The sequence below is a fragment of the Pseudomonas meliae genome (assembly GCF_001400515.1).
In the GTDB taxonomy this organism is placed as follows: domain Bacteria; phylum Pseudomonadota; class Gammaproteobacteria; order Pseudomonadales; family Pseudomonadaceae; genus Aquipseudomonas; species Aquipseudomonas amygdali.
Genome location: NZ_LJQT01000320.1, coordinates 1 through 14,743, shown reverse-complemented (window position 1 = coordinate 14,743; position 14,743 = coordinate 1). Strand labels below are relative to the sequence as shown.

The following is a 14,743-nucleotide window of genomic DNA, read 5'->3' as shown; positions in this document are numbered from 1 at the left end:
GCCGAGCATCTGGACCTTTTCGAGCAAGGCATCGCACGCAAACTGGACTTCTCGTTTGCTGGCACGCAGAGCCTGCGCATCAGCCAGTTGCTGGAAGACGGCCTGCTGGAAATCGGTGCGATCCACACCTACATCGAACTGTATTCGCGGCTGGTGGTGGACCTGATCCCCAACGTGGTGCTGGCCGCAGGCTTCATGGCCGACCGGGCAGGCAACATCTACACCGGCCCGAGCACCGAGGACACCCCCGCGCTGATCGAGCCGGCTGCGTTCAGCGATGGCATCGTCATCGTTCAGGTCAATCAATTGGTGGATGACGTCAGCGAACTGCCTCGCGTGGACATTCCCGCCTCGTGGGTCGATTTTGTGGTGGTAGCCGACAAGCCGTTCTACATCGAGCCGCTGTTCACCCGCGACCCACGCCACATCAAGCCGGTGCACGTATTGATGGCGATGATGGCGATTCGCGGCATCTACGAAAAACACAACGTTCAGTCGCTGAACCACGGCATTGGTTTCAATACCGCAGCCATTGAACTGATTCTGCCGACTTACGGCGAGTCGCTGGGCCTCAAGGGCAAGATCTGCCGTAACTGGACGCTTAACCCGCATCCGACACTGATCCCGGCCATCGAAAGCGGTTGGGTCGAGAGCGTGCATTGCTTCGGCACCGAACTGGGCATGGAAAACTACATTGCTGCGCGCCCGGATGTGTTCTTCACCGGGCGCGATGGCTCGCTGCGTTCCAATCGCCAACTCTGTCAGCTGGCTGGCCAGTATGCCGTTGACCTGTTTATCGGCGCGACCCTGCAGGTGGATGGAGACGGGCATTCCTCGACCGTCACCCGTGGCAGGCTGGCAGGTTTTGGCGGCGCACCGAACATGGGCCATGATCCGCGCGGCAGACGTCATGCCACCCCGGCATGGCTGGACATGCGCCAACAGAACGAGAGCGGCCCGGATGCCTATCTGGAGCGCGGCAAAAAGCTCGTGGTGCAGATGGTCGAGACGTTTCAGGAGGGCGGCAAGCCGACCTTCGTTGAAACGCTGGACGCTGTAGAAGTGGCGAAGAAAAGCGGCATGCCGCTGGCACCGATCATGATCTACGGCGACGACGTCACCCATTTGTTGACCGAAGAAGGCATCGCCTACCTCTACAAGGCGCGCAGCCTGGAAGAGCGTCAGGCGATGATCGCCGCCGTGGCGGGCGTGACCGTGATTGGCTTGCGCCATAACCCGAAAGACACTGCACGTATGCGTCGTGAAGGGCTGATCGCGTTTCCGGAAGACCTGGGTATCCGGCGTACCGATGCCAGCCGTGAACTGCTTGCGGCCAAGAGCATTGCCGATCTGGTTCAGTGGTCCGGTGGCCTGTACAGCCCGCCTGCCAAATTCAGGAGTTGGTGATGAGCGCACTTCAATTGACACCGCAAGCTGCTTCGCTTGCCGAGCGACTGGCCGATCTGGCCGTCGATGCCCTGATCGCCGAAGCCGACCTGTCGCCCAAACCTGCACTGGTGGACCGGCGTGGCAGCGGCGCACACACCGACCTGCATCTGGGCCTGATGCATTCCTCGGCGCTGTCACTGTGGCCGACCTTCAAGTTAATGGCTGACGCCGCCGGGCAATTCAATACAGTGGGCCAGCCATTACGTGAGGCGCTCGGCCGTCTCGGTCGCGATGGCGAAGCAACGATGCTGCGCACCACCCTGGGCGTGAATACCCATCGAGGTGCGATCTGGGCGCTGGGCCTGCTGGTGACGGCTGCCGCGCTGGACGCCCGCAACTGCGCACCCGAAGCCGTGCTCACGCGGGCTGCCAGCCTGGCGCAGATCAAGGATCGCCAGGTGCTCGTGCAAGGCAGTCACGGTAATGAAGTGGTTCGCCGTTACGGTGTAATGGGCGCCCGGGAACAGGCGCAGCAAGGTTTCCCGGCAGTCAGGGATTTCGCCTTGCCGCAACTGCAACGCAGTCGCGCGGCGGGCAGCGGCGAGCAGAACGCCCGGCTGGATGCGCTGCTGACGATCATGACCACCCTGTCCGACACCTGCGTGCTGCATCGTGCCGGTATCGAAGGCTTGCACACTATGCAGCGCGGCGCTCAGCACGTGCTGGACGTTGGCGGCAGTGCCAGCCTTGCCGGGCGTCGCGCACTGAACCAGCTGGATCAGCAACTGCTGGCGCTTAATGCTTCGCCTGGCGGCGCGGCTGATCTGCTGGCTGCCTGCCTGTTTATCGACGGCCTGGAGCCTGTGCTCGGCCGTGTTTCGAGGAGTGCCTGAAATGGAAACCCTGTCTTTTGAATTTCCTGCCGGACAGCCGCCCAAAGGCCGCGCGCTGGTGGGCGTGGTTGGCTCGGGTGATCTGGAAGTACTGCTGGAGCCCGGTTCGCCCGGCAAGTTGTCGATTCAGGTGGTGACCTCGGTCAACGGTGCCTCGCTGCGCTGGAAGCATCTTTTCGAGCGCATGTTCGAAGGCCAGACCCCGCCTGCGCTGAGCATCGACATCCATGACTTCGGGGCAACGCCCGGCGTGGTGCGCCTGCGCCTGGAACAGGGCTTTGAGGAGATCGGTCATGACTGATAATGCACGTTTGCTGAGCCAGCACAGTTTTATCGAACTCGGTGCCCGACAGCGCGCCCGCGCTCTGCTGGATGCCGACAGCTTCCGCGAATTGCTTGGCCCGTTTGATCGCGTCATGTCGCCCTGGCTTGCCAGGCAAGGCGTTGTGCCTCAAGCCGACGATGGCGTGGTGGTCGCCAAGGGCACTGTTGACGGGCGGCCGGTGGTCATTGCGGCCATCGAAGGCTCGTTTCAGGGCGGCAGCATGGGCGAAGTCGGCGGTGCGAAAATGGCCGGTGCGCTTGAGCTGGCCGCCGAAGACAACCGCAACGGTATTCCCACCGCAGCCATCGTGCTGCTGGAAACCGGTGGCGTGCGTTTGCAGGAAGCCAATCTGGGTCTGGCAGCGATTGCCGAGATTCATGCCGCGATGGTCGACTTGCGTCAGTACCAGCCGGTGATCGGCGTAGTGGCTGGCAGCGTCGGCTGTTTTGGCGGGATGTCCATTGCTGCGGGCCTGTGCAGTTATCTGTTGGTGACCCAGGAAGCTCGCCTGGGCCTGAACGGCCCGCAGGTGATCGAGCAGGAAGCCGGCATCGAAGAATACGATTCCCGTGACCGCCCGTTTATCTGGAGCCTGACCGGTGGCGAACAGCGGTTTGCCAGTGATCTGGTGGACGGTTTTGCCGCAGACGATGTGGCCGATATCCGGCAGCAGGTCAGCGGCTGGCTCAAGCAGGGCGTACCGGCAGCGCATCGCAGCAGCCAGTACGAACTGTTTCTGCAGCGCCTCACCAGCCTCGACACCGAAGCGCAAATCGATCCGCAACGTGTACGCAGCCTTTATCAAGGAGCCCGGTCATGAGCTATTCACAACGGGGTTTGCACTGGTTCAACGCGTTGAGCGCAGGTGCTACGCAAGTTGACGGTCTGCCTGCCTCGCTCAAGGTCGCCGATGGCTTGCTGGGCGAGCAGCCGGTGCGCTTTGTGGCGGTGGTTGCCGATACCGGCAATCGTTTCCCTCGGGCACGTCAGGGCGAGGTCGGTCTGCTGGAAGGCTGGGGCCTGGCCAAAGCTGTGGATGATGCCATCGAGCAGGACCGCGCCGAAAAACGTGCACTGATTGCGATTGTCGATGTGCCGAGCCAGGCCTATGGTCGCCGCGAAGAAGCGCTGGGCATTCATCAGGCGCTGGCCGGTGCGGTGGACAGCTATGCGCGGGCGCGTCTTGCTGGGCATGCGGTGATTGGTCTGCTGGTCGGCAAGGCTATGTCCGGCGCATTTCTGGCCCACGGGTATCAGGCCAATCGGTTGATCGCACTGCGTGATCCCGGCGTGATGGTGCATGCGATGGGCAAGGCTTCCGCCGCTCGGGTAACGCTGCGCAGTGTCGAAGACCTGGAAAAGCTCGCCGCCAGCATCCCGCCAATGGCCTACGACATCGACAGCTATGCCAGCCTTGGTCTGCTGTGGGAAACCCTCTCGGTCAGCCAGATCGAGCAGCCCACTGCGGATGACCTGACTCAGGTTCGCAATGTCCTCAGCAGTGCGATCAGAGACGTACGGGCCAGCGGGGTCGACCTGAGCAGCCGCCTGGGCGCGAGCAATCGTGCGGCATCGGCCACCGTACGCCAGTTGCTGCGGGCGCAATGGTGATCGACAGCGCTTGCGCAGTACTGCCCCATGATTTGCTGTGGGGCATGCCACTGTCTGCCTTGCCGGACGATGCGCCCAAATGGGCGGTTGAAACGGTGTTGGCCGGGCAGCCGGTCGTGGTGCGTCGGCAGGCCATGCCAGCCGGTCAGGTGGCCGTAGGGTTGCGCGGCTACGGTCGTGAGCAGCGCTATGCCGCGAGCATGCTGCTGACTGATGTCTATCGGCGGGTAATCCCCGAGCAACTGGTCTTGTGCCCGACCGAGAATACTCAGGACTGGCCCGCATTGCGTGCCTTGCGCCAGGTCCGCCCGGTGATGGATGCGCTGGAACTGGTCTGGGGTGTCGGTGGCAGCGCCGGGTTCGAATTGGCCAGTGGTATTGCGGCGTTGAATCAGGACAGCGATCTGGACCTGATTTTGCGTACGTCTGAGCCGTTAAGTCGCAGTTGCGCAGCCGAATTGGTCGAGGCGCTGGAAACATCGGTCTGCCGGGTCGATGTGCAGCTGCAACTCGATCATGGCGCTGTGGCGCTGCGTGAATGGGCGCGCCCGGCGGGGCGGGTGTTGCTCAAGACCGCAGCAGGGGCGCGGCTGGTTGCAGATCCGTGGCATCTGATCGGGGCGTGCGCATGAGCAGCCTGTGGGTGTTTCCCGGTCAGGGCGCGCAGCAGGCCGGCATGCTGCATCAATTACCCGACGCCCCTGTCGTCCACGATTGCCTGCAGGAAGCTGCCGATGCTCTGGGCGAAGACGTACTGGCGCTGGACAGCACTCAGGCGCTGCAAGCGACCCGCGCCGTCCAGCTTTGCCTGTTGATCGCCGGTGTCGCCTGCGCCCGTCTGTTGCAGGCGCGTGACTGTGTGCCGGATTACGTTGCAGGGTTGTCCATCGGCGCTTATCCGGCAGCGGTGATCTCCGGGGCGCTGGCCTTTGACGATGCCGTGCGCCTGGTCGCGTTGCGCGGCGAGTTGATGCAGAACGCCTGGCCCGAAGGTTATGGCATGACTGCGGTGATCGGTCTGGACCAGACACAGGTCGAGGCGCTGATCAGGCAAGTACACAGCCCGCAAATGCCGGTGTTTCTCGCCAATATCAACGCCGACAACCAGATGGTGATCTCGGGCAGCGTCGAGGCGATGCAGCAGGTCAGTCATTTGGCCAAGGCGTCGGGGGCCGCGGCGGTCAAGCGTCTTGCGGTCAGCGTGCCGTCGCATTGCGCCTTGCTGGAAGCTCCCGCGCAGCAACTGGCAGAAGCCTTTTCAAGGGTTGCGTTGCAGGCGCCGAAGATACGTTACCTCAGCGGCAGCACGGCGCGTCCGCTGCTGAATGCCGAAAAACTGCGTGATGACCTGGCCTTCAACATGTGCCGGGTCATCGACTGGCGCAGCACCGTGGAAACTGCCTGGGAGCGAGGCGTGCGCCTGCACATCGAATTGCCGCCCGGTGCCGTGTTGACCGGGCTGGCGCGCAAAGTCTTCCAGCAAGGAACAGCGCTGGCCTTTCAGGCTGCGCGTCTGGACAGCCTGATCGCGCTGTCGCACGAGGAGGTTCGCCGCACTCCATAGAGCCGCCGTGCAGCTGCTACGAAGGACAAAAACAACAACTTCAGCAATGCAAACAGAGGAATAACAACAATGATTATCTATGGTGTTGCACTACTGGCTATCTGCACGCTCGCGGGCGTGATTCTCGGTGACATGCTCGGCGTTCTGCTGGGCGTGAAATCCAATGTGGGCGGGGTCGGGATCGCCATGATCCTGTTGATCTGCGCACGTCTGTGGATGCAGAAACACGGCGGCATGACCAAGGACTGCGAAATGGGCGTGGGTTTCTGGGGCGCGCTGTACATACCGGTCGTGGTGGCGATGGCCGCGCAACAAAACGTTGTGACCGCACTCAAGGGCGGGCCGGTGGCGGTATTGGTCGCTGTCGGTTCTGTGGTGCTCTGCGCCTGCACCATCGCAGTGATCAGCCGCACCAATCGCGGCGAGCCTTTACCCAAGGAAGAGCCGCTGCTGACGCCTGTGATCAAGCCTGAAATAGCCCCGGCTGGAGGTCGCTGATATGTGGGACCTCATCGAGAAAGGACTTGAACACAACGGGCTGATCACCGCATTTGCCTTCGTCGGTATCATCATGTGGGTCTCGGTGGTGCTTTCAAAGCGCCTGACGTTCGGCCGGGTGCATGGCTCGGCCATCGCGATTGTCATCGGGCTGATTCTGGCCTGGGTCGGCGGCACGTTGACCGGCGGCCAGAAGGGGCTTGCCGATATGGCGCTGTTCTCAGGCATCGGCCTGATGGGCGGGGCGATGTTGCGTGACTTCGCCATCGTGGCGACTGCCTTTGAAGTGCAGGCAACCGAGGCACGCAAGGCCGGGCTGATCGGAGCAATTGCCTTGCTGTTGGGCACGATTCTGCCGTTTATCGTGGGCGCGAGCATTGCCTGGGTGTTTGGCTACCGCGATGCAATCAGCATGACCACCATTGGCGCGGGTGCTGTGACCTACATCGTCGGCCCGGTGACCGGTGCTGCGTTGGGTGCGACCTCCGACGTGATGGCCCTGTCGATTGCCACCGGCCTGATCAAGGCGATTCTGGTGATGGTCGGTACGCCCGTGGCGGCGCGCTGGATGGGGCTGGACAACCCGCGTTCGGCGATGGTTTTCGGTGGTCTGGCGGGTACTGTCAGCGGCGTTACCGCAGGGCTGGCGGCAACGGATCGGCGTCTGGTGCCTTATGGCGCGCTGACCGCCACTTTTCATACCGGACTGGGCTGTCTGTTGGGGCCGTCGGTGCTGTATTTCATCGTGCGCGCAATCGTCGGTTAGATCCCTTCGATCAGGTCGCCTGCTCCAGCAGGCGATTCGCATACATCCGACACTCGGCCAGCAGCGCCAGCAGGTTAGGGTCTCGCTCTCTGGACTTGAGAAAGACCATGCCGATGTGTTGCTGCATCCGGTAGCGGCTCTGCAATGGAATCAGCCGCACGCGGTTTTCATACACTGCGGCTATGCGCCCCGGCAGCAGCGCATAGCCGACGCCGGAACTGACCATGCTCAGCAGGGTGAAGATGTCATTGACCTGCATCGCTACTTTGGGCTCGAACCCGGCCTGCTGAAACACCCGTATGCCATCGCGATGAGTGGCAAAGCCTTGGGTGAGGGTGATAAATGTCGCTTCACGCAGGTCGCTGAGATCCACCTCGCTGTGCTCGGCAAACGGCGAATCGGTGGGCACAGCCAGGAAGATATCGTCGGAAAACAACGCCAGCTGCTCGCAGTCCGGGTCATGGGTGCTTTCATCAAGCGACACCAGCATGGCGTCGACTTCCATGTTCTTGAGCTTGTACAGCAGGTCCATGTTCGAACCCAGAATCAGATCGATATTCAGCTCGCTGCGGCGGATTTTCAGGCCCATGATCAGCTGCGGCACCGTCTTGACGGTCAGTGAATACAAAGCCCCAAGGCGGAAGCGTGCCGCCGAAAAGCCTGCCGCCTGACGGGTCAGCTCTACGGTGGCGAGCACATCCTGCACCAGCTTCTGCGCACGCTCTTCCAGCACATACGCGCTTTCCAGCGGCGTAAGGTTGCGGCCTTCGTGTTTGAACAGCGGGCAACGCAGGGCGCTTTCCAACGAGTGAATGGCGCGGTGCACGCTGACGTTGCTGGTCTGCAACTCCTCCGCCGCCCGCGCCAGATTGCCGGTGCGCATGAAGGCCAGGAATATTTCCAGTTTCTTGAGCGTCAGTTCGTCATCGATCTGCATGTCGTGGCGCTGGTTATTGATGTGCGCTGATTGTGCACAAGTCGTGCGCCGATAGCTGCTTAAAATATCCGTCACTGAAACAGGGTGTTGCGATTTGTTTCAATAACCGCGAGCCTCTGCTCCCAGTGTTTTGCCACCAGAGGGTATTGAGCGGATGTATTACGGAGAAAAATTCAACGCCTGGTCCCACCTGGTGGGCGCAGTACTGGCCGGTGTCGGCGCAATCTGGCTATTGGTGATGGCGAGTCTGCACGGCGATGTCTGGAAGGTGGTCAGCATTGCGATCTATGGCGCCTGTCTGGTCACGCTGTACAGCGTTTCGACGATCTACCACAGCGTCAAGGGCCGTTCGAAATCGATCATGCAGAAGGTCGATCACTTTTCGATCTACCTGATGATTGCGGGCAGTTACACGCCGTTCTGTCTAGTGACATTGCGCGGCGCATGGGGCTGGACCCTGTTCGGAATTGTCTGGGGGCTGGCGCTGATCGGCATTGTGCAGGAGATAAAACCCCGCTCTGAAGCGCGAATCATGTCCATCGTGATCTACGCCGTGATGGGCTGGATCGTCCTCGTGGCGGTCAAACCACTGATTGCTGCGCTCGGCCTGGCGGGCTTCATCTGGCTGGCCGGCGGCGGTGTGCTGTACACCGTCGGCATTCTGTTCTTCGCCTACGACCAGATCCGCCACTTTCACGGCATCTGGCACCTGTTCGTCATTGGCGGCAGTTTGATGCACTTCGTGGCGATTTGTTTTTATGTGCTGTGAAAATGGCCAGGTTCAGGCCTCAATGGCTGGGTAAATGCAAATCCTTGTGGGAGCGAGCCGGTGTCTGATTCTGAGCGTGCAGCGCGTTTGAGGACGCATCAAATGATCAAAAATCGCCCCACAGCTGTTGCGCCACGCTGAGCGCGACCACCGGGGCGGTTTCAGTGCGCAGAACGCGCGGGCCGAGGCGCGCGGCGTGGAAGCCAGCGGCTTGCGCCTGATCGACTTCTGCGTCGTTCAAGCCGCCTTCCGGACCAATCAGGAAGGCCAGGCTGGCTGGCTTGTCATGGCTGGTCAGCGGCTCGGCCACCGGGTGCAGGACCAGTTTCAGGTCGGCCTCGGTATGCTTGATCCACTCGGCCAGCGGCATCGGCGCATGAATTACCGGCACCACCGAGCGACCGCACTGCTCGCAGGCGCTGATTGCGATCTGTTGCCAATGCGCCTGGCGCTTCTCGGCGCGCTCGTCCTTGAGACGTACCTCACAGCGCTCGCTGACAATCGGGGTAATTTCGCCGACGCCCAGCTCGGTAGCCTTCTGAATAGCCCAGTCCATGCGTTCACCACGCGACAGGCCCTGGCCCAGATGAATGCGCAGCCCTGACTCGACTTGCCCGGCAAAGCTTTCGGTCAGTTGCACATGCACGCGCTTCTTGCCGACTTCCAGCAAGGTGCCGCGAAACTCCTGGCCCGATCCGTCGAACAGTTGCAGCGCGTCACCTTCGGTCATGCGCAGCACGCGGCTGATGTAATGCGCCTGGGCCTCAGGCAGTTCGTGCTCGCCCAGGCTAAGCGGCGCTTCAGTAAAAAAGCGGGAGAGTCTCATGGTGTGTCTCGGTTCCGGTGTTGTTTTGTGATGGCCCTTTCGCGGACAAGTCTGCTCCCACATTAATGCGGTGTTGCCCGGTCCGNNCGGACTTGTCCGCGAAGGCGTCAGTCGCGGCGCCGCAAATTCCAGCCCTAGCCCGGATCTCTGAAATCCGGATGAAAGTTCTCGCGCACGGCAACACTGACACTGCTGCGCGTAGCGATATCAATGCCCTCGGTGGCCACCTCGGCCAGAAAGTCGATCTGCTCCGGGGTAATCACGTACGGCGGCAGAAAATACACCACACTGCCCAGTGGCCGCAGCAATGCCCCACGTTCCAGCGCATGCTGAAAGACCTTCATGCCACGCCGTTCCTGCCACGGGTAGGCGGTCTTGGTGGCTTTGTCCTGAACCATTTCGATAGCGATGGCCATGCCGGTCTGACGCACTTCCGCCACATGTGGATGGTCCACCAGATGCGCCGTGGCTGTCGCCATACGCTGCGCCAGGGCCTTGTTGTTTTCGATGACGTTGTCCTGCTCGAAGATATCCAGTGTCGCCAGCGCCGCCGCACAGGCCAGCGGGTTGCCGGTGTAACTGTGTGAGTGCAGAAACGCGCGCAGCGTTGGGTAGTCGTCGTAGAACGCGTCGTACACATCATCGGTGGTCAGGCAGGCCGCCAGCGGCAGGTAGCCACCGGTCAGCGCCTTGGACAGGCAGAGGAAATCCGGACGGATGCCGGCCTGTTCACAGGCGAACATGGTTCCGGTGCGGCCGAAACCTACGGCGATTTCATCGTGGATCAGGTGCACGCCGTAGCGGTCGCAGGCTTCGCGCAGCAGTTTGAGGTAGACCGGGTGATACATACGCATGCCGCCTGCGCCCTGAATCAGCGGTTCGACGATCACTGCCGCAACGCTGGCGTGGTGTTCGGCGAGGGTCTGCTCCATGGCGGCGAACATGTTGCGCGAATGCTCTTCCCAGCTCATGCCTCCCGGGCGGTGATAGCAGTCGGGGCTCGGCACCTTGATGGTGTCGAGCAGCAGCGCCTTGTAGGTTTCGGTGAACAGCGGTACGTCACCGACCGACATCGCCGCCATGGTCTCGCCGTGGTAGCTGTTGGTCAGGGTGACGAAGCGTTTCTTGTCCGGCTGGCCGCGATTGAGCCAGTAGTGAAAGCTCATCTTCAGCGCGACTTCAATGCACGATGAGCCATTGTCGGCGTAGAAGCAGCGGGTCAGGCCTTCGGGCGTGAGTTTAACCAGCCGCTCGGACAGCTCGATGACCGGCTGGTGACTGAAACCGGCAAGAATCACGTGCTCCAGCTGGTCGACCTGATCCTTGATGCGCTGGTTGATGCGCGGGTTGGCGTGCCCGAAAACGTTGACCCACCAGGAACTGACAGCGTCCAGATAACGCTTGCCTTCGAAGTCTTCAAGCCATACGCCTTCACCGCGCTTGATCGGTATCAACGGCAGATTTTCGTGGTCTTTCATCTGGGTGCAGGGGTGCCACAGGACCTTCAGGTCACGTTGCATCCACTGGTCATTGAGGCCCATTTTCAATCTCCGGGTAGCGACTCGCCTGATGCGAGGACGAACAATCGCGCAAGCCTATGCAATGCCCGGCTGCGGAACAACCTTTGATGCAGTTTTAACGGCTGATGGACATTGCTGGCGGCTATTTGATGGCTCGCGTATCCTGCGCAGCAAGTCGATGTGCCGGGCTGACTTGCCCAATCTTCCCTATGTTTTCTGGAGTTCGCCGAATGCTTTCTGGGTGGCTGCGCGCCTGTGCGCTGATAGTGGCAGGGTTGGTCAGCGTTTCGACGCTCGCCGATGAAAAACAACGAACCGCCATTGTCGTCGGTGGTGGTCTGGCAGGCTTGACCGCTGCCTATGAACTGCAGGCCAAAGGCTGGCAGGTGACGCTACTGGAAGCCAAGCCCAGCCTGGGCGGACGTTCCGGTCTGGCGCCCAGCGAGTGGATCGGCAACACCAAGGCTCAGCCGGTGCTGAACCGCTACCTGGACAGCTTCAAGCTGACGACCGTGCCCGCGCCTGAATTCGTGCGCACGCCCGGCTACCTGATCGACGGTGTGTACTTCACCCAGGCTGACCTGGCCATCAAACAGCCTGCGACCGCCGAAGCCATCAAGCGCTACAACGACACGCTGGATAACCTCGCGCGCTCGGTTGACGACCCGGAAAACCCGGCGTCCAACAGCACCTTGTTCGCGCTGGACCAGATCAACGTCGCCAACTGGCTGGACCGCCTGAACCTGCCGGCCACGGCGCGTCAGTTGATCAACCAGCAGATCCGTACCCGCTACGACGAGCCTTCGCGCCTGTCGTTGCTGTACCTCGCCCAGCAATCGCGGGTTTATCGCTCGGTCGACGAGCGTGACTTGCGTGCTGCGCGCCTGCCCGGTGGCAGTGCGGTGCTGACCCAGGCGTTCGTCAAGCAGCTCAAGACCGTCAAGACCAACTCGCCGGTGACGGCAGTCGTTCAGGAAAAGGACAAGGTCACCGTCAAGGCTGGCGCAACCAGCTACACCGCAGATTACGTGGTTATGGCCGTACCGCTGCGCTCGCTGGGCAAGATCCAGATGACACCTGCGCTGGACGCTCAGCACATGGGTGCGATCAAGAGCACCAACTACGGCTGGCGCGACCAGATCATGCTCAAGTTCAAGACTCCGGTCTGGGACAGCAAGGCACGCATGTCCGGTGAAGTGTTCAGCAACACCGGTCTGGGCATGCTGTGGGTAGAGCCCGCGCTCAAGGGCGGCGCCAACGTGGTGATCAACCTGTCCGGCGACAACGCACGCATCATGCAGGCCTTCGGCGACAAGCAGATGGTTGATCAGGTATTGATCCGTCTGCATGCGTTCTACCCTGAAGCACGTGGCGCCTACACCGGCTATGAAATTCGCCGTTACAGCGTCGACCCGTCCACGGGTGGTTCCTACCTGGCATTCGGTCCCGGCCAGATCAGTAAATACTGGCGTCTGTGGGAGCGGCCGATTCTGCGCGTAGCCTTCGCTGGCGAGCACACCGACACCTTGTACCCCGGCACTCTGGAAGGTGCCTTGCGCAGCGGTCAGCGTGCGGCTGGTCAAGTCCAGGATCTGGCGGCTGGCAAGTCGTTCGAACCGGTCAAGGTTGCACCGCCGAAAGCGCCGGCCCCGGCTTCGCAGAAGTCCGAAGGCAATTTCTTCAGCAACATGTTTGGCGGTTCGTCCGACAAACCGGCTGAACCTGCCAAGCCGCAGGCCGACAAGCCAGGCTTCTTCTCGCGCATGTTTGGTGGTGCTGAAGAACCGGCCCCGGCACCTGCTCCGGTAGAGAAGGCTGTAGAGCTTGCTCCAGCGCCTGCACCGGCTGTTGCTCCGGCGCCCGTGGTTGCACCGGTTGTTCAGCCTGCCAAGCCGCCGGTTAAAGCCGAGCCTGCGAAGAAACCGGCGACCAAGGCTGAACCTGCGAAAAAGCCGCAGAGCAAGGAAGCCGCCAAAAAAGAAGCGGCGAAGAAAGAAGCAGCAAAAAAGGAAGCTGCGAAAAAAGAGGCAGCGAAAAAGGCTCAGAGCAAGCCGGCTCCTGCCAAAACCCCTGCTGAAACAGCGCCCGCAGACGTTAACAACTGACCGGGCAATAGCTGAGCGAAAGAGGACGCGGTGTATACCGCGTCCTTTTTTTATGCGCGCTGAATTCGTTCTGTCTATGTGGGCTGGGGATATCTGAGCGGATCATGCCGTTCATCGGTATCGAACGGCCGATGGTCATTGCAAAGTATTACTGACAGCAAATTATCGAGATGCTGCCGCAGCGAGGACAGCCTGAGATGCTGTAAAGCCTGTCAGGTGTTGGTGTAACCAGCAGAACCGGCGTACGAAAGGTCAAGCAGACCTATCGTATTGTTCGATACGTCCGAGCGAAATTTTGCGCTTTCATTCGATAGATAAAAAGCTAGTCTGGTAACACTTCTGACAAGGTACTGGTAATGCAGCTACGTAATTCATCCTCTCGCTACGGTCTGGTCAGCATGGTGCTGCACTGGGGTGTGGCTGCTGTCGTGTTTGGAATGTTTGCGCTGGGGCTGTGGATGGTCGGGCTGGATTACTACGATACGTGGCGCAAGGCGGGCCCTGATCTGCACAAGAGCATCGGCATCACGCTGTTTGCGATCATGCTGATCCGCGTGGTCTGGCGTCTGCTCAGTCCGCCACCGCCGCCGTTGACCAGCTACAGTAAGTTGACGCGCATCGGTGCTGCATTCGGCCATCTGTTTTTGTACGTCGCACTGTTTGCCGTGATGTTCGCCGGGTATCTCATTTCCACCGCCGACGGCGTGGGGATTCCGGTATTCGGCCTGTTCGATGTGCCCGCGCTGGTTTCGGGCCTTCCTGATCAGGCAGAAACGGCGGGCTGGATTCACCTGTATCTGGCATGGGTCATCGTGATATTCGCGGGGCTCCATGGTCTTACTGCATTGAAGCACCACTTCATCGATCGCGATGTGACCCTCAAGCGCATGCTGGGTCGTAATTGATTGTTCAACCAAAACGGGAATAAAAGCATGTTGAAGAAGTCTCTCGCCGCTCTGGCTCTGGGTACCGCACTGTTGTCTGCTGGCCAGGCCATGGCCGCCGACTACGTTATCGACAAGGAAGGTCAACACGCATTCGTTGACTTCAAGATCAGCCACCTGGGCTACAGCTTCATTCACGGTACCTTCAAGGACTGGGACGGCACGTTCAGCTTCGACGCTGCCAAGCCTGAAGCCAGCAAAATCAATGTCGAGCTGAAAACCGCCAGCCTGTTCACCAACCACGCCGAGCGCGACAAACACATCTCCAGCAAGGATTTCCTGGACGTTGCCAAATACCCGGAAGCCAAATTCGTTTCCACCGCAGTCAAATCGACTGGCGAGAAAACGGCTGACGTCACTGGCGACCTGACCCTGCACGGCGTGACCAAGCCAATCGTCATCAAGGCAACCTTCAACGGCGAAGGCAAGGATCCGTGGGGCGGCTACCGTGCCGGCTTCAACGGTACTTCGACGCTGAACCTGAACGACTTCGGCATCAAGGGCCCAGGCCCGACGTCGCAGACGCTGGATCTGGACATCAGCTTCGAAGGCGTACAGAAGAAGTAATTGCACGCTTGATCGACAGAACACCGACA

Annotated in this window: 16 protein-coding genes; 13 read left to right on the top strand and 3 right to left on the bottom strand. The window is 60.8% G+C overall.

All coding sequences use genetic code 11. From position 1 onward, the window contains the following. The 9 genes from mdcA to madM all read left to right on the top strand — a co-directional run. The coding region (mdcA, locus tag ALO64_RS15000; RefSeq protein WP_235805001.1) for a malonate decarboxylase subunit alpha at positions 1-1,407 on the top strand (1,407 nt) is incomplete at its 5' end. After that, positions 1,407-2,282, top strand: a complete 876-nt coding sequence (locus ALO64_RS14995) for a triphosphoribosyl-dephospho-CoA synthase (RefSeq protein WP_044344022.1) — start codon at positions 1,407-1,409, stop codon at positions 2,280-2,282. The genes mdcA and ALO64_RS14995, both read left to right, overlap by 1 nt. 1 nt (position 2,283) lies before the next feature. Beyond that, positions 2,284-2,583 (top strand): malonate decarboxylase subunit delta, encoded by a 300-nt coding sequence (locus ALO64_RS14990; protein ID WP_044344021.1) that lies wholly within the window; start codon positions 2,284-2,286, stop codon positions 2,581-2,583. Then, complete coding sequence (locus ALO64_RS14985) at positions 2,576-3,427, top strand: biotin-independent malonate decarboxylase subunit beta (RefSeq protein WP_044344020.1); 852 nt, start codon at positions 2,576-2,578, stop codon at positions 3,425-3,427. The genes ALO64_RS14990 and ALO64_RS14985 overlap by 8 nt, the downstream gene beginning before the upstream one ends. Further along, positions 3,424-4,218, top strand: coding sequence for a biotin-independent malonate decarboxylase subunit gamma (mdcE, locus tag ALO64_RS14980; RefSeq protein WP_044344019.1), 795 nt, complete (start codon positions 3,424-3,426; stop codon positions 4,216-4,218). Before ALO64_RS14985 ends, mdcE begins: the two co-directional genes overlap by 4 nt. Next, on the top strand, positions 4,212-4,850 hold the full coding sequence (locus tag ALO64_RS14975; RefSeq protein WP_044344018.1) for a malonate decarboxylase holo-ACP synthase: 639 nt from the start codon (positions 4,212-4,214) through the stop codon (positions 4,848-4,850). The genes mdcE and ALO64_RS14975 overlap by 7 nt, the downstream gene beginning before the upstream one ends. Then, the gene (gene mdcH, locus ALO64_RS14970) at positions 4,847-5,782 is read left to right on the top strand and encodes a malonate decarboxylase subunit epsilon (protein ID WP_002551698.1); all 936 of its coding nucleotides are present in this window, start codon (positions 4,847-4,849) and stop codon (positions 5,780-5,782) included. The genes ALO64_RS14975 and mdcH overlap by 4 nt, the downstream gene beginning before the upstream one ends. Positions 5,783-5,851: 69 nt before the next feature. After that, positions 5,852-6,280: a malonate transporter subunit MadL gene (gene madL, locus ALO64_RS14965; RefSeq protein ID WP_044344017.1), complete on the top strand. Its 429-nt coding sequence runs from the start codon at positions 5,852-5,854 to the stop codon at positions 6,278-6,280. 1 nt (position 6,281) lies between these two features. Further along, a complete protein-coding gene (gene madM / locus ALO64_RS14960) occupies positions 6,282-7,046 on the top strand; it encodes a malonate transporter subunit MadM (RefSeq protein WP_002551700.1) in 765 nt (254 codons plus the stop codon). A 10-nt stretch (positions 7,047-7,056) separates the two neighbouring features. Here the strand turns inward: madM and ALO64_RS14955 are convergent, their stop codons facing one another. Further along, positions 7,057-7,983, bottom strand: coding sequence for a LysR family transcriptional regulator (locus ALO64_RS14955; protein WP_005731031.1), 927 nt, complete (start codon positions 7,981-7,983; stop codon positions 7,057-7,059). 154 nt (positions 7,984-8,137) lie between these two features. Here ALO64_RS14955 and trhA point away from each other — a divergent pair, with 154 nt between their 5' ends. After that, a complete protein-coding gene (trhA, locus tag ALO64_RS14950; RefSeq protein ID WP_002551702.1) occupies positions 8,138-8,752 on the top strand; it encodes a PAQR family membrane homeostasis protein TrhA in 615 nt (204 codons plus the stop codon). Positions 8,753-8,858: 106 nt separating this feature from the next. Here the strand turns inward: trhA and ALO64_RS14945 are convergent, their stop codons facing one another. Together ALO64_RS14945 and ALO64_RS14940 are read right to left on the bottom strand one after the other, a co-directional pair. Next, the gene (locus ALO64_RS14945) at positions 8,859-9,578 is read right to left on the bottom strand and encodes a 16S rRNA (uracil(1498)-N(3))-methyltransferase (protein ID WP_002551703.1); all 720 of its coding nucleotides are present in this window, start codon (positions 9,576-9,578) and stop codon (positions 8,859-8,861) included. A 134-nt stretch (positions 9,579-9,712) separates the two neighbouring features. After that, positions 9,713-11,119, bottom strand: a complete 1,407-nt coding sequence (locus tag ALO64_RS14940) for an adenosylmethionine--8-amino-7-oxononanoate transaminase (RefSeq protein ID WP_044344016.1) — start codon at positions 11,117-11,119, stop codon at positions 9,713-9,715. 209 nt (positions 11,120-11,328) lie between these two features. Here ALO64_RS14940 and ALO64_RS14935 point away from each other — a divergent pair, with 209 nt between their 5' ends. The 3 genes from ALO64_RS14935 to ALO64_RS14925 all read left to right on the top strand — a co-directional run bounded on the left by ALO64_RS14935 (position 11,329) and on the right by ALO64_RS14925 (position 14,714). Further along, the gene (locus ALO64_RS14935; protein WP_002551705.1) at positions 11,329-13,203 is read left to right on the top strand and encodes a flavin monoamine oxidase family protein; all 1,875 of its coding nucleotides are present in this window, start codon (positions 11,329-11,331) and stop codon (positions 13,201-13,203) included. 356 nt (positions 13,204-13,559) lie between these two features. Then, positions 13,560-14,108, top strand: a complete 549-nt coding sequence (locus tag ALO64_RS14930; protein WP_044344015.1) for a cytochrome b — start codon at positions 13,560-13,562, stop codon at positions 14,106-14,108. Positions 14,109-14,135: 27 nt separating this feature from the next. Continuing rightward, positions 14,136-14,714, top strand: coding sequence for a YceI family protein (locus ALO64_RS14925; protein WP_002551707.1), 579 nt, complete (start codon positions 14,136-14,138; stop codon positions 14,712-14,714). Positions 14,715-14,743 lie beyond the last annotated feature (29 nt).

Bases quoted from the DNA above. Each gene is read 5' to 3' on its own strand.
- ALO64_RS14940 (WP_044344016.1), bottom strand. From the start codon at position 11,119: ATGGGCCTCAATGACCAGTGGATGCAACGTGACCTGAAGGTCCTGTGG.
- ALO64_RS14975 (WP_044344018.1), top strand. From the start codon at position 4,212: ATGGTGATCGACAGCGCTTGCGCAGTACTGCCCCATGATTTGCTGTGG.
- mdcE (WP_044344019.1), top strand. From the start codon at position 3,424: ATGAGCTATTCACAACGGGGTTTGCACTGGTTCAACGCGTTGAGCGCA.
- madL (WP_044344017.1), top strand. From the start codon at position 5,852: ATGATTATCTATGGTGTTGCACTACTGGCTATCTGCACGCTCGCGGGC.
- madM (WP_002551700.1), top strand. From the start codon at position 6,282: ATGTGGGACCTCATCGAGAAAGGACTTGAACACAACGGGCTGATCACC.
- ALO64_RS14995 (WP_044344022.1), top strand. From the start codon at position 1,407: ATGAGCGCACTTCAATTGACACCGCAAGCTGCTTCGCTTGCCGAGCGA.
- mdcH (WP_002551698.1), top strand. From the start codon at position 4,847: ATGAGCAGCCTGTGGGTGTTTCCCGGTCAGGGCGCGCAGCAGGCCGGC.
- trhA (WP_002551702.1), top strand. From the start codon at position 8,138: ATGTATTACGGAGAAAAATTCAACGCCTGGTCCCACCTGGTGGGCGCA.
- ALO64_RS14930 (WP_044344015.1), top strand. From the start codon at position 13,560: ATGCAGCTACGTAATTCATCCTCTCGCTACGGTCTGGTCAGCATGGTG.
- ALO64_RS14955 (WP_005731031.1), bottom strand. From the start codon at position 7,983: ATGCAGATCGATGACGAACTGACGCTCAAGAAACTGGAAATATTCCTG.
- ALO64_RS14985 (WP_044344020.1), top strand. From the start codon at position 2,576: ATGACTGATAATGCACGTTTGCTGAGCCAGCACAGTTTTATCGAACTC.
- ALO64_RS14990 (WP_044344021.1), top strand. From the start codon at position 2,284: ATGGAAACCCTGTCTTTTGAATTTCCTGCCGGACAGCCGCCCAAAGGC.
- ALO64_RS14935 (WP_002551705.1), top strand. From the start codon at position 11,329: ATGCTTTCTGGGTGGCTGCGCGCCTGTGCGCTGATAGTGGCAGGGTTG.
- ALO64_RS14945 (WP_002551703.1), bottom strand. From the start codon at position 9,578: ATGAGACTCTCCCGCTTTTTTACTGAAGCGCCGCTTAGCCTGGGCGAG.
- ALO64_RS14925 (WP_002551707.1), top strand. From the start codon at position 14,136: ATGTTGAAGAAGTCTCTCGCCGCTCTGGCTCTGGGTACCGCACTGTTG.